A 14,266-nucleotide genomic window follows, 5' to 3' on the forward strand; every position below is an offset into this window, starting at 1 on the left:
GGAATGAATAATAATTCAAGCCAGTTTACTCACATTTTATTCCTAGAAACCTGTTCCAAATCAAACCTTGTCAACTCAATCGCTTTTACACTCTTTGCCCTATCGACAATAACAACAAAACTGCGAGAAAGATCATGGAACTTTTGTGTCCTGCGGGTAACCTAGCGGCCTTAAAAGCCGCTTTTAATGCTGGCGCCGATGCCGTCTATCTTGGATTAAAAGACGACACTAATGCGCGATCTTTTGCTGGACTTAACTTTTCAGCGGAACAAATAAAGCAAGCAAGTCAATTGGCTAAACAACAAAATAGAAAACTTTTTCTGACCTTAAACACTTTTGCTAAACCTGGCCATGAAGACCGCTGGCAACAAGCCATAGATCTCGCCGCCGACTTAGCGCTAGATGCGATTATTTGCGCCGATATCTCATTACTTGAATACGCCCATTATCATTACCCGAATTTACCCTTGCATTTATCTGTGCAAGCCAGTGCAACTAATGTCGCCGCACTGTCTTTCTACAAAAAACAATTCAATATTGAACGCGCTGTTTTACCTAGGGTGCTGTCGATGAAACAAGTCAGGGACTTAGCTAAGGTCAGCCTGGTTGATTTAGAAGTGTTTGCTTTTGGTAGCCTTTGTATTATGGCTGAGGGGCGTTGCCAGTTGTCTAGCTATGTGACGGGTCAATCTCCTAATACAGGTGGCTCATGCTCTCCCGCCAACCATGTTCGCTGGCAAGACGCCGGTAGCGACAAGTTAACCCGTCTAAATGAGGTGTTGATTGACAAAGCCAGTCAGCATGAACAACTAGGCTATCCGGTGGTGTGTAAAGGGCGTTACCAAACAGATAGCGACATGACACCCGAATATATGCTCGAGTCACCTACTAGCTTAAATACCATGAGCCTTATTCCAGAGCTTGCCCAAGCAGGTATTCGCTCGCTTAAAATTGAAGGACGCCAACGAAGCCGGCCTATGTGACCCAAGTCACTCAAGTGTGGCGCCAGGCAATAGATACCTACCTTCAATCACCAGAACGGTTTAACGACAAACTTAACAACCAACCTCAATGGCATTCAGCACTGGATAAAGTGTCTGAAGGTCAGGTCACCACTTTAGGTGCATATGAACGTCAATGGCAATAGGGACTAATAATATGAAACTATCTCTCGGCCCCCTTACATATTGCTGGAATAAAATCAGCCTATTTGAGTATTACCAAGCAATTGCTGACACTAAGATAGAGACCGTTTATTTAGGCGAAGTAATTTGCAGTCGCCGCCGTGAAATGAAATATAAAGATTACCTTGAATTAGCGCATATATTGACTGCAAAAGGTAAGAAGGTAATTCTGTCTACCATGACCTTAATTGAGTCACAATCAGAAATCAGTGAGCTTAAACGTATTGTTGATAATGGTGAGTTTGCTATTGAAGCCAATGACATGGCTGCGGTCAACCTTGCCTCAGACGCTAATATCCCTTTTGTCTGCGGCCCATCATTGAACCTCTACAATCGCGGCAGTCTTGATATCATGCAAAAATTAGGCATGACACGATTTGTAATGCCTTATGAATTGTCTAGGGCATGGCTTGAACAAGTATTGGCGCAAAGTACCACTCAGTTCGAAACCGAAGTATTAGGTTATGGCTACATGCCATTAGCACATTCTGCCCGCTGCTTTACCGCCAAGCATCATCAGAAGCCTAAGCTCGATTGCCAGACAGTTTGTCTGCAATACCCCAAAGGATTGTTGACACAAACTCAAGAGTCACAACCGCTGCTCAGATTAAACGGTATCCAAACTCAATCGGCGGCAAAAGTTAACTTAATTAATCAAATACCTTTAATGTCTAGAATCGGCGTCGATTATTGGCGATTGTCACCAACAGGACTTGATGATATTGAATTAGTTAATCAAATAGCATCCTGTCAGCACAATGAGTTAATAGAGATAACGCCGTCACATTCAGCTATAGAGTGTAATGGGTATTGGTTTGGTGAAGCGGGCATGCAGATTCATCAAGGTGTCACGGCACTATAGCCGCTCAGATTTCATAGATTGATTTAGCCACGGCTGCAGTGATAACACCCAACAAACCAAGGTGATATCACTGTACCATTTAATCAATACATCAATGCTTGCCAGCAAAGAGCCGACTTTGGGGATAGTGCTGCTGATGCTGCGATAATATCCACGAAGGTCATCTTCATAGGGAAAAACTATGCAAATTAAGCAATCAACAAATATTAGTATCGAGAAAAAACCAACCTAAGCTGTTGAAAATAAATAAAGTAACCCATAAGCAACCTGTAAGCTCATTGTATACTACCTCAAAGAACTGGCGGTAATTAAGCCTAACAAAGCCCAAAACATCCTAATAAATTAAAACGCATTGCAACTGCTCAATACTATCTTGATTTGTGATTACACCATTTACTGTAGAACGCATGCGCATGCAGTTTAAATGACATAGCAGCCAAAAACAGAGCCTTACAAGGTAAAAGTGCTGCTCAACAATTACGCTTTTAAATAAAAAATCTATAATAATGTGCTATTTTTTTTGGCATATTGGCGTTACAGACGCATAAATATGTGCCTTATAAGTCAATTCAAGCCAAATTATCTATATAAATCAGAGTAAAAACAACACCTCCAAAAATTACAGCAACAAATGTAACCGTCTGATTACATTTATTTTAAGTACATAAAATCATTTTTGCGTTACAATATACTTAATCAAAAATAAGTACTAACTATTCGTTTGAGTGAACCATTTTACTTAACCATGAATTGACGGTAACCTTGCGGCAAAAATGACTATCAAAACACGTTAAGCCAAACTTTATTGGCATAACTTGATAATTTATTCACTGCCTAGAGTAGGTATATTTAAGGTATAAGACGTGAATCAACAAAAACCAATACATAACCTCAAGACAATATTAACTTTTATTATACCGTCTCTGATCGGTTTGTTACTTTTTATTGCCCCAATTAGCACTGATAACGGCTTAACCATACCTATTGCTATCGTTTCTAAGACTTTACAGTCAACAATGGGAAACAGTATTCAACTTATTGTCACTGGTATTGTTATTTTTATGGCCTTAATTTCTATTCTGGCCAGATTAGTTAAACCTAAGTTTGTCAGACAAAGTCATTTTTTACATGCCTTGCTTAATGTGTCACTGTTTTGGTTACTAATGCGAGTGCTTGGCGCTGTATTTATTGGTTTAACCTGCTTTGAAGTCGGCCCTGAAGCCATTATTTCAGGTAATACCGGCAGCCTAGTGTATAACGACCTGCTACCAGTGCTTTTTTCAGTCTTTGTATTTGCTGGAATGCTATTGCCACTTTTGTTGAATTTTGGGTTACTTGAGTTTTTTGGCACTTTGCTAACAAAAATTATGCGACCAATATTTAATTTACCCGGACGCAGTGCTGTAGACTGTATCGCCTCCTGGTTAGGCGACGGTAGCGTGGGTATTTTAATGACGTCTAAGCAGTATGAAACACGCTTTTATACCCAACGAGAAGCCGCGGTTATTGGTACCACGTTTTCGGCAGTATCGATTACCTTTAGCTTAGTGGTGATTTCACAGGTTAAATTAGAGCACTTATTTGTCCCCTTTTACCTGACAGTCTGCTTAGCAGGCATAGTCGCAGCAATCATAGTGCCTAAGCTCCCGCCACTATCTTGGAAGAAAGATAACTATATTGATGAAACTCCTCGTCACCCTGATGATGAGATGCTACCACAAGGTCATGGTGTATTTTCTTGGGGTTATCATCAAGCATTAGCGCGCGCGTCGCAGGTCACTAGTGTTAAACAAGTGATATTGGATGGGGTTAAAAATGTCGTCGATATGATTTTTGGCATAATACCTGTGGTGATGGCAATTGGCACGATGGCATTAATACTGGCTGAGTACACCCCTATATTTGATTATTTAGGCATGCCTTTCATTCCATTACTGGAACTATTACAGATCCCCGATGCTGCTCTGGCCTCTAAAACTATTGTTGTCGGTTTTGCTGATATGTTTATTCCTTCAATTTTAGCTAGCTCAATTGAGTCAGATCTGACGCGTTTTGTTATTGCAGCTTTATCTGTAACTCAATTAATTTATATGAGTGAAGTAGGTGCTCTACTTATTGGCAGTAAAATCCCAGTTAACTTTTTAGAGCTGTTCGTCATCTTCATACTACGTACTGTAGTGACCCTACCTATTATCGCGTTAATGGGGCATCTCATTTTGTCTTAAGGGATTGCTCACTAATAACAAAAGCCGTCTAATGACGGCTTTTTGGTTTTATAATCAGCTAATTATATTTAACGTTCAACCTAAATGGTCCGCTTAGCAGTTTCAATTGCACGGCGTTTATCTCTTGCTATAGGCGTGATTTCAGCATCTAATTGCTTTTCCCAGCCAAACATAAAATACAGTTCCGCCATTAAAAAAAATGGTCCAATAAGTAACTGATTTAAATCATCCATAAAAGCCGGTTTAGCTTTTTCATATTTATGACCAATAAATTGAATCACCCAACCCACAACGAATATGGATATGGCTAATATAAAAGGATGAGCAGTATGAACAGCCATTTCAGAGGTGATTAACACAGGGACAATAAATAACGTTAATCCAATAGCAAGCCTAACATGCAGCTTATAATAATAGCCAAGTACAACCAACATCACCACCATAGCCGCACTGAACTCGAAGTCACCGTATTGAAACCGTAATGTGCCAAACATCAAAAATGCTGACCAAATGATCATTGGCACCCCTATAAAATGGGTTTGAATATTCTTAGGGTTCAGGTGGACACTTTTATAGGTGGCAAGTTGTTCTACTGCAGATTTCATGTTGAGTCTCTAATGAATATTATTATTTTATTAATTTAACGTATCAGCTCTAGTTTGCAAAGCCATTAAAAAAGGCGCCTATGCGCCTTAATCAAATGGAGGGTAAGATAAATCAAAAATGGATACTCAATCAACTCTCTAATACCACAGTTGCCACCGCATAATGTTGTTCATCTGCAATAGTAATAAAGCCATGACGCCCCTTTAATTGCTCCAATCGTACTTTTGCCCCCTCGCTGAAGGTGACAATAGGGGCACCATTTTGATCACTAGTGATATGAATATGCTGAAATGACACACCACGACCAATCCCTGTCCCTAAGGCTTTAGCTGCAGCTTCTTTTGCAGCAAAACGTTTTGCCAAAAATCGTTCTGGTATTTTTGATGTGGCATAGATTGCAAATTCTGCTTCTGTGAGCACACGCTTAGCTAACTTGTCGCCAAGACGTTCACGTTGCTCACGTATGCGCGCAATTTCAACAATATCTGTACCTATGCCAACAATCGCCATTACTCGCCTCTACGCCCTTCAAGCATTAACTGTTTCATATCACGTACCGCTTTATCCAATCCATCAATGGCTGCGCGCGCAATGACAGCATGGCCAATATTTAACTCATACAGCTCAGGAATAGCGGCTATCGGTTTAACATTATGATAATGCAAACCATGGCCAGCATTAACAATTAAACCTTTGCTGTGGGCATAAGTAGCCATATCTGCAATACGTTTTAATTCATGGGCTTGCTCTGCATCAGTATGCGCGTCCGCGTAACATCCAGTATGAATTTCAATATAAGGTGCCCCAGATGCGACGGCGGCGTCTATCTGCGTTTTATCTGCATCGATAAATAATGACACTTTAATACCTTGTGCTGCTAAACGGGTTACCGCTGACGTAATTTTATCTAACTGACCAGCAACATCTAAACCGCCTTCAGTGGTTAATTCTTCACGCTTTTCTGGTACTAAACAGGCATAAGCCGGTTTAACTTCACAGGCGATAGCAATCATCTCTTCTGTAACCGCAAATTCAAAATTCATCCGCGTTTTAAGGGTTTTTGCTAATAAGTACACATCACGGTCTTGAATGTGACGGCGGTCTTCACGTAAATGAATCGTTATTCCATCGGCACCAGCGTGCTCAGCGACTGCAGCAGCATGAACAGGATCAGGATAATGCGTGCCACGAGCCTGACGTAGTGTGGCAATATGATCGATATTTATACCTAAAAAAATGGCGCTCACGGTCGATTCCTTATCATGATGATAATAAAATTATAGTATGGCTATTGTACTGAGAATACTGCGTAAATTCGAGATTATTATCTGCATTAGACTCAGGAGAACCCTGTTAGTTTTTCAGGATAACTTTGGATAACACTTTTTAAAAATAAAACGCTTTACGACTTATTCGTTACCAAAGGCGTCTAAGGTTAAGGTTTGACGAACAATTGACGGCTTAATAGTGGTTTAGTGCCTAATAGAGGCGTGAGTAAAAAGCGCATTAAGCCTTTGGCACTATTAAGATGCTCTGCTGATAATTGCTCATTTTGCAGTGCAATTAACATGGCCCCAGGCACGACACTTCGACTGTGACTAAACACCCCCACACTCTGTTGCAGCACAGGAATAAAACCGCAATCTGCCTCTAATCGATAAGTACTTGTCGCGTCAATCGTATTACCATCCACATCATATTGCAGTGAAGGTAATGCCCCGAGTTCAAGTAGTAATGCTTTTTCAAAAAAACGTAAATGGCTGGAGCAAAATGACTCTGCTAGGGAGATCAAACTGCGATGATAAGCTATAAATAAGAGCTCTGCTTGATGATCCACGGTTAACAGGCGCACCAACAATTCATTCAAATAAAAACCTGAATATAGGCTATTTCCACTGAGCGGAATAGCAGGTGCTGCGGCTTCAATGTGAGTCACGGTTTTTAAAGAAAGATTTTTAGCTTCTGATTGGGCACTAAATTGAATAATGAGCGGTTGAAACGGTTGTAGTATTGATTTAATTGAACGTTTACCGCTGCCTGTTCGGGCAATGGCATCAACACGCCCGACACCATCAACCAGCAGATTAACGATCACACTGGACTCGCGATAAGCCCTGTGATGTAGCACATAGCCACGTTTCATCGCGGCCATGTCAGTGTGTCTAGCATGACAGAAACAATATTGTTAATCGTCGCCATAACCTAAACTGCGCAGTGCACGTTCATCATCAGCCCAACCAGATTTCACTTTCACCCAGACTTCAAGAAACACTTTATTATCAAACAGAGTTTCCATGTCTAAACGGGCTTGGGTGGCAATGGTACGAATTCGTTCACCTTTATTACCAATCACCATGCGTTTTTGGCCTTCACGTTCAACTAAAATTAACGCATTTATCTGATAAACACCGTTTTCCATCATCTTAAATTGTTCAATTTCAACGGTACAATCATAGGGCAATTCATCACCTAAAAAGCGCATAAGCTTTTCACGTACAATTTCAGATGCCATAAATCGCTGTGAGCGATCCGTCACATAATCTTCAGGAAAGTAAAATGGCGCTGTGGGTAATGACGTCTGAGCTAGCTCCAATATACGTTGTACATTAGTGCCTTTGTTGGCTGAGATTGGCAATATGTCATCAAAATTAAACTTTTTGCCTAACTCTTCTAAATAAGGAAATAACGATTCCTTATCTTTAATGTTATCCACTTTATTGATAGCCAGAACAATTCTACGGCCGTCATTGTGGTGCTTTATTTTTTGCAGCACCATTTCATCATCCGCGGTCCATATCATGGCATCAACAACGAACACCACCATGCACACATCAGCTAACGAACTGGCTGCTGCGCGGTTCATTAAACGGTTAATGGCACGCTTTTCTTCAATATGCAGGCCAGGCGTATCAATGAAGACGATTTGTTTTGGACCATCGCTATGAATACCCATAATTCGATGACGGGTAGTTTGTGGCTTTTTAGAGGTAATACTGACCTTTTGGCCGAGTAATTTATTCAGCAGAGTCGACTTGCCCACATTAGGGCGACCAACAATGGCAACCATACCGCAGTAAGTCACATCATATTGAGCTGTGGCTTGTGGCGCGGCAAGGTTCATCCTTGACAATAATTCATTTAAGCTTGGCTCTTGTGTTGCCTCAGCTTGTTGACTTGGCAAGTCAGTTTTTTTGGTCATTTATTCAGTAACTCCAACACCTGAGCAGCCGCTAGCTGTTCAGCTTTTCTTCTTGAACTTGCCACGCCGGTAACGACATTGGCTAAGTCCGTAATACGACATTCAACCGTAAAGGTTTGATCGTGGGCTTCACCTTCTACTTTGACAACTTGGTAGTCAGGTAAAGGCTTCTTAAAACCTTGAAGATGTTCTTGTAGAATCGTTTTAGGATCTTTTTGGTTAATACCTGGCTTAATATTGACTAAGCGCTGTTTATACCAGTTTAGTAATAAGCTGCGACAAGCATCTATGTTAGCGTCAAGATATACCGCGCCAATGATGGCTTCAACGGCATCGGCTAAAATTGACTCTCGACGAAAACCGCCACTTTTAAGCTCCCCTGGCCCTAGATATAAATAATCACCCAGTTTAAATTCTTGGGCGATAATGGTCAAAGTGTCGCCTTTTACCAAGGTTGCGCGCATGCGGCTTAAATCGCCTTCTGTCGCTTTAGGAAACTGATGATATAAGGCATCAGAGATAATAATCGACAAAATGGAATCGCCTAAAAACTCTAAGCGCTCATTATGTTTGTTCGCTGCACTTCGATGGGTTAATGCCTGAATTAATAAGTTAATATCGTTAAATTCATAACCTATTGTGCGACACAGTCTAGGCAGATTTTTAATCGGTTCCATTACTTTATTCCACCAGTGCGCTCAAAACGCACACCACTTGGTACCCATGTTGGTAATAACCCACTTGCATCACGGTCAAATTCAAAGCTGATCCAGATTGCTACAGCCTTTCCAACCAGATTTTCTTCAGGAACAAAACCCCAAAAACGACTGTCGGTACTGTTATCACGGTTATCGCCCATGGCAAAGTATTGCCCTTCTGGCACAATAAACTCACCCATTTGAGTGCCTGATTGCTGATAAAAATGTTGTCTGAAATCTGGACGTGAAGGATTAACTAAAATGTCGTGTTCAAGGTCATCGGTAATCTCCGTATAACGGGTTAACGGAACTCCCTCAAAGGTAAATTCACCACGATTCACTTCCACATGTGCAATGCTGATAGCATCAGGGCAAACGTTATCGCTACTGCATTTAGGCTGAATAGTTAATTGTTTATTAGTGTAAGTCACTTTGTCGCCAGGTAAACCCACTACACGTTTAATATAGTCAATTTTTGTGTTTTCAGGATATTTAAACACAAATACATCACCACGCTCCGGCTCTCCGGTTTCAATCAATTTGGTGCGCCATACAGGATCGCGTAATCCATAGCTGAACTTTTCAACTAAGATAAAATCCCCCACTAGTAGTGTTGGCATCATAGAGCCAGATGGTATTTGAAAGGGTTCATAGATAAATGATCGCAGGATCATCACAAACGCGATGACAGGAAAAATTGAATGCGCGGTTTCAACCACCACAGGTTCACGAATAATTTTGTCAATCGCTTCTTCACTAAGCTGTTGTGAGCCAGACTGAGCTATGGCGAGTTTTTCTTTGCGTTTAGGCGCAAAAAATAACACATCAATAAGCCAAATCAGACCACTGATAAGGGTGACTAGCACGAGAATGGTAGAAAAATAAGCTGCCATTACTGATAGAACTCCTAAAATAAGTCTTACACTTTGAACATTATTATCAACACAAACAGTGTAAGCCATTTTTAACGACTCAATACTGAAATCATTTTGCAGATAAGTTAGATTTATTATAACGATAACGCCGCTTAATGCGGCGTTATCTTTGAAGCTTCTGGGTTAATTATGATTAATCATTTAACTTCAAAACTGCTAAGAATGCCTCTTGTGGCACCTCAACATTACCCACTTGCTTCATTCGTTTTTTACCTTCTTTCTGCTTGTTTAGTAGCTTCTTCTTACGCGATACGTCACCACCGTAACACTTAGCGGTTACGTCTTTACGCAATGCTTTAATCGTCGCTCGCGCAACAATTTGACTACCAATAGCCGCTTGAATCGCAATATCAAACATCTGCCTAGGAATAAGCTCTTTCATCTTCTCAACCAATGCCAGGCCGCGATGACGAATGTTTGAACGGTGAATAATCATCGCCAAGGCATCAACACGGTCGCTATTAATTAAAATATCAAGACGTACCATGTCAGCGGGATCAAAACGAATAAAGTTATATTCAAGTGACGCATAACCACGGCTAGTCGATTTTAAGCGGTCAAAGAAATCCATCACCACTTCAGCCATCGGCAAGTGATAAGTCACTGCAACTTGGTTGCCGTGATAAACCATATTGGTTTGCATGCCGCGCTTATCAATACATAGGGTAATAACATTACCTAAGTATTCTTTTGGCACTAGAATATTAGCTTCTACAATCGGTTCACGAATTTCGGTCACATTGTTAAGTGGCGGTAGATCCGATGGATTATCAACATAGATAACTTCACCACTGGTCATTTCAACTTCATACACCACGGTTGGTGCTGTGGTGATTAAATCAAGATTGTATTCACGCTCTAAACGCTCTTGCACGATTTCCATGTGCAACAAACCAAGGTATCCAATGCGGAAACCAAAGCCAAGTGCACCTGAGGTTTCTGGTTCAAAAAACAATGAGGCATCGTTTAATGATAACTTATTCAACGCGTCACGAAAGTTTTCGTATTCGTCTGTTGAAATAGGGAAAACACCGGCATAAACCTGTGGTTTTACTTTTTTAAACCCAGGTAATGGCAACTCAGCGCCATGCTTAGCATGTGTTAACGTATCCCCAACTGGCGCACCATGGATCTCTTTAATACCGGAGATAACATAACCGACTTCACCAGCTTTTAATTCTGCAGTATCTTTCTCTTTCGGGGTAAAAATACCCACGCGATCTGCGTTGTAATTTATGCCAGTAGACATAACCTTAAACTTATCGCCTTTCTTTAATACGCCGTGTTTAATGCGCACTAATGACACAACGCCTAAGTAAGCATCGAACCAAGAGTCGATAATAAGTGCCTGTAAAGGACCATCGATATTACCTTGCGGTGGTGGAATTTTGGCAATAATCTCTTCAAGTACATCTTGAATGCCTACACCGGTTTTTGCTGAACAGCGCACAGCATCCATGGCATCGATACCCACGATATCTTCGATTTCTGCCGCCACTCTATCTGGCTCAGCTTGTGGTAAGTCAATTTTGTTCAATACGGGTACAACGTCTAGATTCATCTCTAAGGCGGTGTAACAGTTTGCTAATGTTTGCGCTTCAACACCTTGACCCGCATCAACCACTAATAGCGCGCCTTCACAAGCGGCAAGAGATCGAGAGACTTCATATGAAAAGTCAACGTGGCCAGGCGTATCAATAAAGTTTAACTGATAGGTGTTTCCATCTTTGGCTGTATAGTCCAAGGTCACGCTTTGGGCTTTAATGGTAATGCCACGCTCACGTTCAATGTCCATTGAATCAAGAACCTGAGCAGCCATTTCGCGGTCACTTAAGCCGCCACAAACCTGGATAAGACGATCAGATAAGGTGGATTTGCCATGGTCGATATGGGCAATAATTGAGAAATTACGTATGTGATTCATTTTACTGGACATTTTAGCCTTTCAAAAATAGCGTATCTGTTATTTTGTACACAAGCTTGTACACAATTAAAAAAGTAACACCTTTTCTTGTTTACCGTTTTGATCTAATGATTAGTTAACAACTAGGTTTGCGCGGCATTATATATGCTTTGTTTCCCCCGCGCAAAATATCCGAGCTTGCGGTAACTTTTATTCGTGGTTTAATTTGTATTGTGATTAGCAAATACTAATTGCTTACTGATAGGAAAGACTATCTGTATTCCGTAACTTTCATGCGATAGGTATTAAACAAAGTGCATGGCTGAGATAGTAAACTCAAGAATTAAACTCGTGCTAGAACGGTATCTAGACTCTTATTGGTGAGAGGTTCACTCAATGAATCATGGTAGCCCATGCGAGAATCAGATTCATCATTGATGTTTAAATGAAGCGAGAAATAACGCTAATTGAGATAGTGAAAGAAGCGTAAATCATTAAACTTGGCGGAATAAACCCACTTGCTGACCTAGATTACTAATAATCACTGGTTGAGCATCGGCTTCAATTCGATGGGCAAAATACTTACCTATTCGCCAACTTAATGCCCCCCCTATTAATGCCATCAACATGGCACAGTTATTAGTATCAAGTGCTAAACCGAGTCCTAATAAATGACCCAAAGCGGCAAAGGTAAATAGCCCTAATAAAGGAAGAAGATACACTAGTGCAGCAGCCTTAATAATGACACTTTCTGGTAAGCCAAGTTTGAGCATATCGCCTTGTTGATAGGATTTATCACTGGCAATAGCAAAACGTTGAGTTTTTACAGAAAAGGCTTTAGCGACTGCTGATGTACCGCAACTTTCACTGCTACTACAATGGTTACATGCGCTTTTTAGTTCAACCTCAACCATAACCCAACCAGATTGATGCTCTACTACGCGCGCGAGTTCCTCCATCAAGTCACTAGACGCTTGCGAGTCATGTTGAGGCGTTTTCGGTTGAGCCTTAGAAGTATCTGGCATAATCATTGATATCTATTGATAAGGTTTAATCACTTATTTTAACGCTAAACTTCTGGCAATGCGCTCTAAAGTTGCACTGGGCACTTTTCCAATGGCAACCACTTCAGCGTTACCTACCTTTTCTACCACCATAGATAAACCATTGCGGGTGACCAGTTCTTCGGGCATAGGCCCTTCTGTCGCACGTGCTACATAGACTGAAATATTGGTCAAACCATCTGAGAGTGCAATATATTCAACAGGCTCATGAATGCCAATTAGGCGATGGTTATCACTTACAACCAGATTGAAACCTTCAGGTAACCAGGTAAACCGCCAGTCTTGGGCATCTTTGCGATCACCTTGATTAATGATCTCTGGCCATTTATGTTTACTCGCTTCTGCTAGAATGCTTGGAGATTCAACAAACTCGACAAGCTCAATAACCATAGTCTGCTCAAGCAACTGTTTATCAAGATTTAATGTGTCATATCGCAACGGTAAATATGTTTCCATATCGACCCAAATCTGTGCATCATAACGGTGCTCATCTTTAGCAATAAATCGGATCATCTGACCCGCTCTACCCGCTATACGGCTTCGACCACCTAAAACAAACTGATAACCTTGCTCTAATTTGGCAATATTCCCTGAAAACGAGGCTGGCCAAACCCCCTGAATAAGATTGGCTTTTACGCTATAAGGTGGTTGATCATGCTCTAAAAAGGTCACTTTATTGCCCACTTTTACGGCATTTTTAGGCGGACCATTTAAATACTCTACATAAGAAATATGCTGTTCACCTACAAGTCCTTGAATAAATACTAAAGGACGAACGTGATCAGCTTGAATTTGAATAATAGAGGCTTTGAATTGTTTCTCGCTAAGTGCTTGACTCATATTAACGAGCCATTCTTTAGCAGACAATTCTTCAGCATAGCTAAGGGGAGAAAGTATCAACAGTGCTAGCAGGATAATGCGCAAGCTAACTCCTAAAAGGTAAAACAGTAATGGCCTATTAGACCATTACCGTAGGAAGAATAAAAGTTATTGGTTTACATCTGCAGTGTTAGCTTTTTGTGCTTCAACACTCGGATTTAAACGTTGTTGTAGCATGTGGTCTTGAATATAAGCGTTAACTCTTCGACGCTGCTCAAGTACTTGCTCATTACTGTAGCCTTGTTGGTTAACCACTGGACCTGTTTGCAAACTTACCGGTGACATAGTTCCCACTAAAGGACGGGTATTAAACACAGGTAAAGGTGATTCTGGGTCTTGATCATAAGATTGCACCCCAACAATTGCCACAAGCGCCACACTGGCTGCTATTGCATATTGACCGAACTGTTTAAATAACGAAACCACATTTGAAGGTTTACTTGACGTTACCACGACATCTGGTTCAGACTTTTTCGCTTTAGGCGCCATTATCGTTGGCTCTAGTGCGATTGCTGCGGCAATGCTTGCAGTAATATCTAAGTCGATGGCCACGGGAAGTTCACCGCGCATCGCATCACCAATCATGTGATAACGTTGCCATTCTTGATGAGAGTCAACATCAGATGCAAGTTGAGCCAATGCTTGCTCATCAACTTCACCATCTACTGCAGCAGATACCCATTCTTGACTTGATTTAACCATTTGTCACCT

13 protein-coding genes and 1 pseudogene are annotated in these 14,266 nt (G+C 41.1%); 3 read left to right on the forward strand and 11 right to left on the reverse strand.

Annotated elements, in window-relative coordinates; translation table 11 throughout:
* Positions 1 to 134 precede the first annotated feature (134 nt).
* The 3 genes and pseudogenes from ubiU (at position 135) to L0B17_RS15385 (ending at position 4,271) form a co-directional block, all read left to right on the forward strand.
* Positions 135 to 1,147, forward strand: a pseudogene (ubiU, locus tag L0B17_RS15375) (ubiquinone anaerobic biosynthesis protein UbiU).
* Between the two features lie 11 nt (positions 1,148 to 1,158).
* A complete protein-coding gene (locus L0B17_RS15380; RefSeq protein WP_235085999.1) occupies positions 1,159 to 2,046 on the forward strand; it encodes a U32 family peptidase in 888 nt (295 codons plus the stop codon).
* An 863-nt stretch (positions 2,047 to 2,909) separates the two neighbouring features.
* Positions 2,910 to 4,271: a YjiH family protein gene (locus tag L0B17_RS15385; RefSeq protein ID WP_235086001.1), complete on the forward strand. Its 1,362-nt coding sequence runs from the start codon at positions 2,910 to 2,912 to the stop codon at positions 4,269 to 4,271.
* Positions 4,272 to 4,351: 80 nt separating this feature from the next.
* Here the strand turns inward: L0B17_RS15385 and L0B17_RS15390 are convergent, their stop codons facing one another.
* The 11 genes from L0B17_RS15390 to L0B17_RS15440 all read right to left on the reverse strand — a co-directional run bounded on the left by L0B17_RS15390 (position 4,352) and on the right by L0B17_RS15440 (position 14,257).
* The gene (locus L0B17_RS15390) at positions 4,352 to 4,876 is read right to left on the reverse strand and encodes an Mpo1 family 2-hydroxy fatty acid dioxygenase (protein WP_235086002.1); all 525 of its coding nucleotides are present in this window, start codon (positions 4,874 to 4,876) and stop codon (positions 4,352 to 4,354) included.
* A gap of 130 nt (positions 4,877 to 5,006) precedes the next feature.
* A complete protein-coding gene (acpS, locus tag L0B17_RS15395) occupies positions 5,007 to 5,387 on the reverse strand; it encodes a holo-ACP synthase (RefSeq protein WP_235086004.1) in 381 nt (126 codons plus the stop codon).
* Positions 5,387 to 6,124 carry a pyridoxine 5'-phosphate synthase gene (gene pdxJ / locus L0B17_RS15400; RefSeq protein ID WP_235086006.1) on the reverse strand — a complete coding sequence of 246 codons (738 nt, stop codon included), beginning with the start codon at positions 6,122 to 6,124 and terminating at the stop codon, positions 5,387 to 5,389. The genes acpS and pdxJ overlap by 1 nt, the downstream gene beginning before the upstream one ends.
* A 188-nt stretch (positions 6,125 to 6,312) precedes the next feature.
* A complete protein-coding gene (gene recO, locus L0B17_RS15405; RefSeq protein ID WP_235089863.1) occupies positions 6,313 to 7,020 on the reverse strand; it encodes a DNA repair protein RecO in 708 nt (235 codons plus the stop codon).
* Positions 7,021 to 7,062: 42 nt separating this feature from the next.
* Positions 7,063 to 8,076, reverse strand: coding sequence for a GTPase Era (gene era, locus L0B17_RS15410; protein ID WP_235086008.1), 1,014 nt, complete (start codon positions 8,074 to 8,076; stop codon positions 7,063 to 7,065).
* A complete protein-coding gene (gene rnc / locus L0B17_RS15415; protein ID WP_235086010.1) occupies positions 8,073 to 8,753 on the reverse strand; it encodes a ribonuclease III in 681 nt (226 codons plus the stop codon). The genes era and rnc overlap by 4 nt, the downstream gene beginning before the upstream one ends.
* Positions 8,753 to 9,667, reverse strand: coding sequence for a signal peptidase I (lepB, locus tag L0B17_RS15420; RefSeq protein WP_235086012.1), 915 nt, complete (start codon positions 9,665 to 9,667; stop codon positions 8,753 to 8,755). The genes rnc and lepB overlap by 1 nt, the downstream gene beginning before the upstream one ends.
* Before the next feature lie 175 nt (positions 9,668 to 9,842).
* Positions 9,843 to 11,633 (reverse strand): translation elongation factor 4, encoded by a 1,791-nt coding sequence (lepA, locus tag L0B17_RS15425; RefSeq protein WP_235086014.1) that lies wholly within the window; start codon positions 11,631 to 11,633, stop codon positions 9,843 to 9,845.
* A 473-nt stretch (positions 11,634 to 12,106) separates the two neighbouring features.
* Complete coding sequence (locus L0B17_RS15430; protein WP_235089865.1) at positions 12,107 to 12,574, reverse strand: SoxR reducing system RseC family protein; 468 nt, start codon at positions 12,572 to 12,574, stop codon at positions 12,107 to 12,109.
* A gap of 96 nt (positions 12,575 to 12,670) precedes the next feature.
* Positions 12,671 to 13,600, reverse strand: coding sequence for a MucB/RseB C-terminal domain-containing protein (locus tag L0B17_RS15435; RefSeq protein WP_235086016.1), 930 nt, complete (start codon positions 13,598 to 13,600; stop codon positions 12,671 to 12,673).
* A gap of 63 nt (positions 13,601 to 13,663) precedes the next feature.
* Positions 13,664 to 14,257, reverse strand: coding sequence for a sigma-E factor negative regulatory protein (locus L0B17_RS15440; RefSeq protein ID WP_235086017.1), 594 nt, complete (start codon positions 14,255 to 14,257; stop codon positions 13,664 to 13,666).
* Positions 14,258 to 14,266: the final 9 nt, after the last annotated feature.

This window comes from Shewanella sp. OMA3-2 (assembly GCF_021513195.1).
Lineage (GTDB): Bacteria > Pseudomonadota > Gammaproteobacteria > Enterobacterales > Shewanellaceae > Shewanella.

What these genes read in the sequence shown, in the direction of transcription:
- acpS (WP_235086004.1), bottom strand. Translation starts at nt 5,387, where the DNA reads ATGGCGATTGTTGGCATAGGTACAGATATTGTTGAAATTGCGCGCATA.
- lepA (WP_235086014.1), bottom strand. Translation starts at nt 11,633, where the DNA reads ATGAATCACATACGTAATTTCTCAATTATTGCCCATATCGACCATGGC.
- L0B17_RS15380 (WP_235085999.1), top strand. Translation starts at nt 1,159, where the DNA reads ATGAAACTATCTCTCGGCCCCCTTACATATTGCTGGAATAAAATCAGC.
- era (WP_235086008.1), bottom strand. Translation starts at nt 8,076, where the DNA reads ATGACCAAAAAAACTGACTTGCCAAGTCAACAAGCTGAGGCAACACAA.
- L0B17_RS15390 (WP_235086002.1), bottom strand. Translation starts at nt 4,876, where the DNA reads ATGAAATCTGCAGTAGAACAACTTGCCACCTATAAAAGTGTCCACCTG.
- lepB (WP_235086012.1), bottom strand. Translation starts at nt 9,667, where the DNA reads ATGGCAGCTTATTTTTCTACCATTCTCGTGCTAGTCACCCTTATCAGT.
- rnc (WP_235086010.1), bottom strand. Translation starts at nt 8,753, where the DNA reads ATGGAACCGATTAAAAATCTGCCTAGACTGTGTCGCACAATAGGTTAT.
- L0B17_RS15440 (WP_235086017.1), bottom strand. Translation starts at nt 14,257, where the DNA reads ATGGTTAAATCAAGTCAAGAATGGGTATCTGCTGCAGTAGATGGTGAA.
- recO (WP_235089863.1), bottom strand. Translation starts at nt 7,020, where the DNA reads ATGAAACGTGGCTATGTGCTACATCACAGGGCTTATCGCGAGTCCAGT.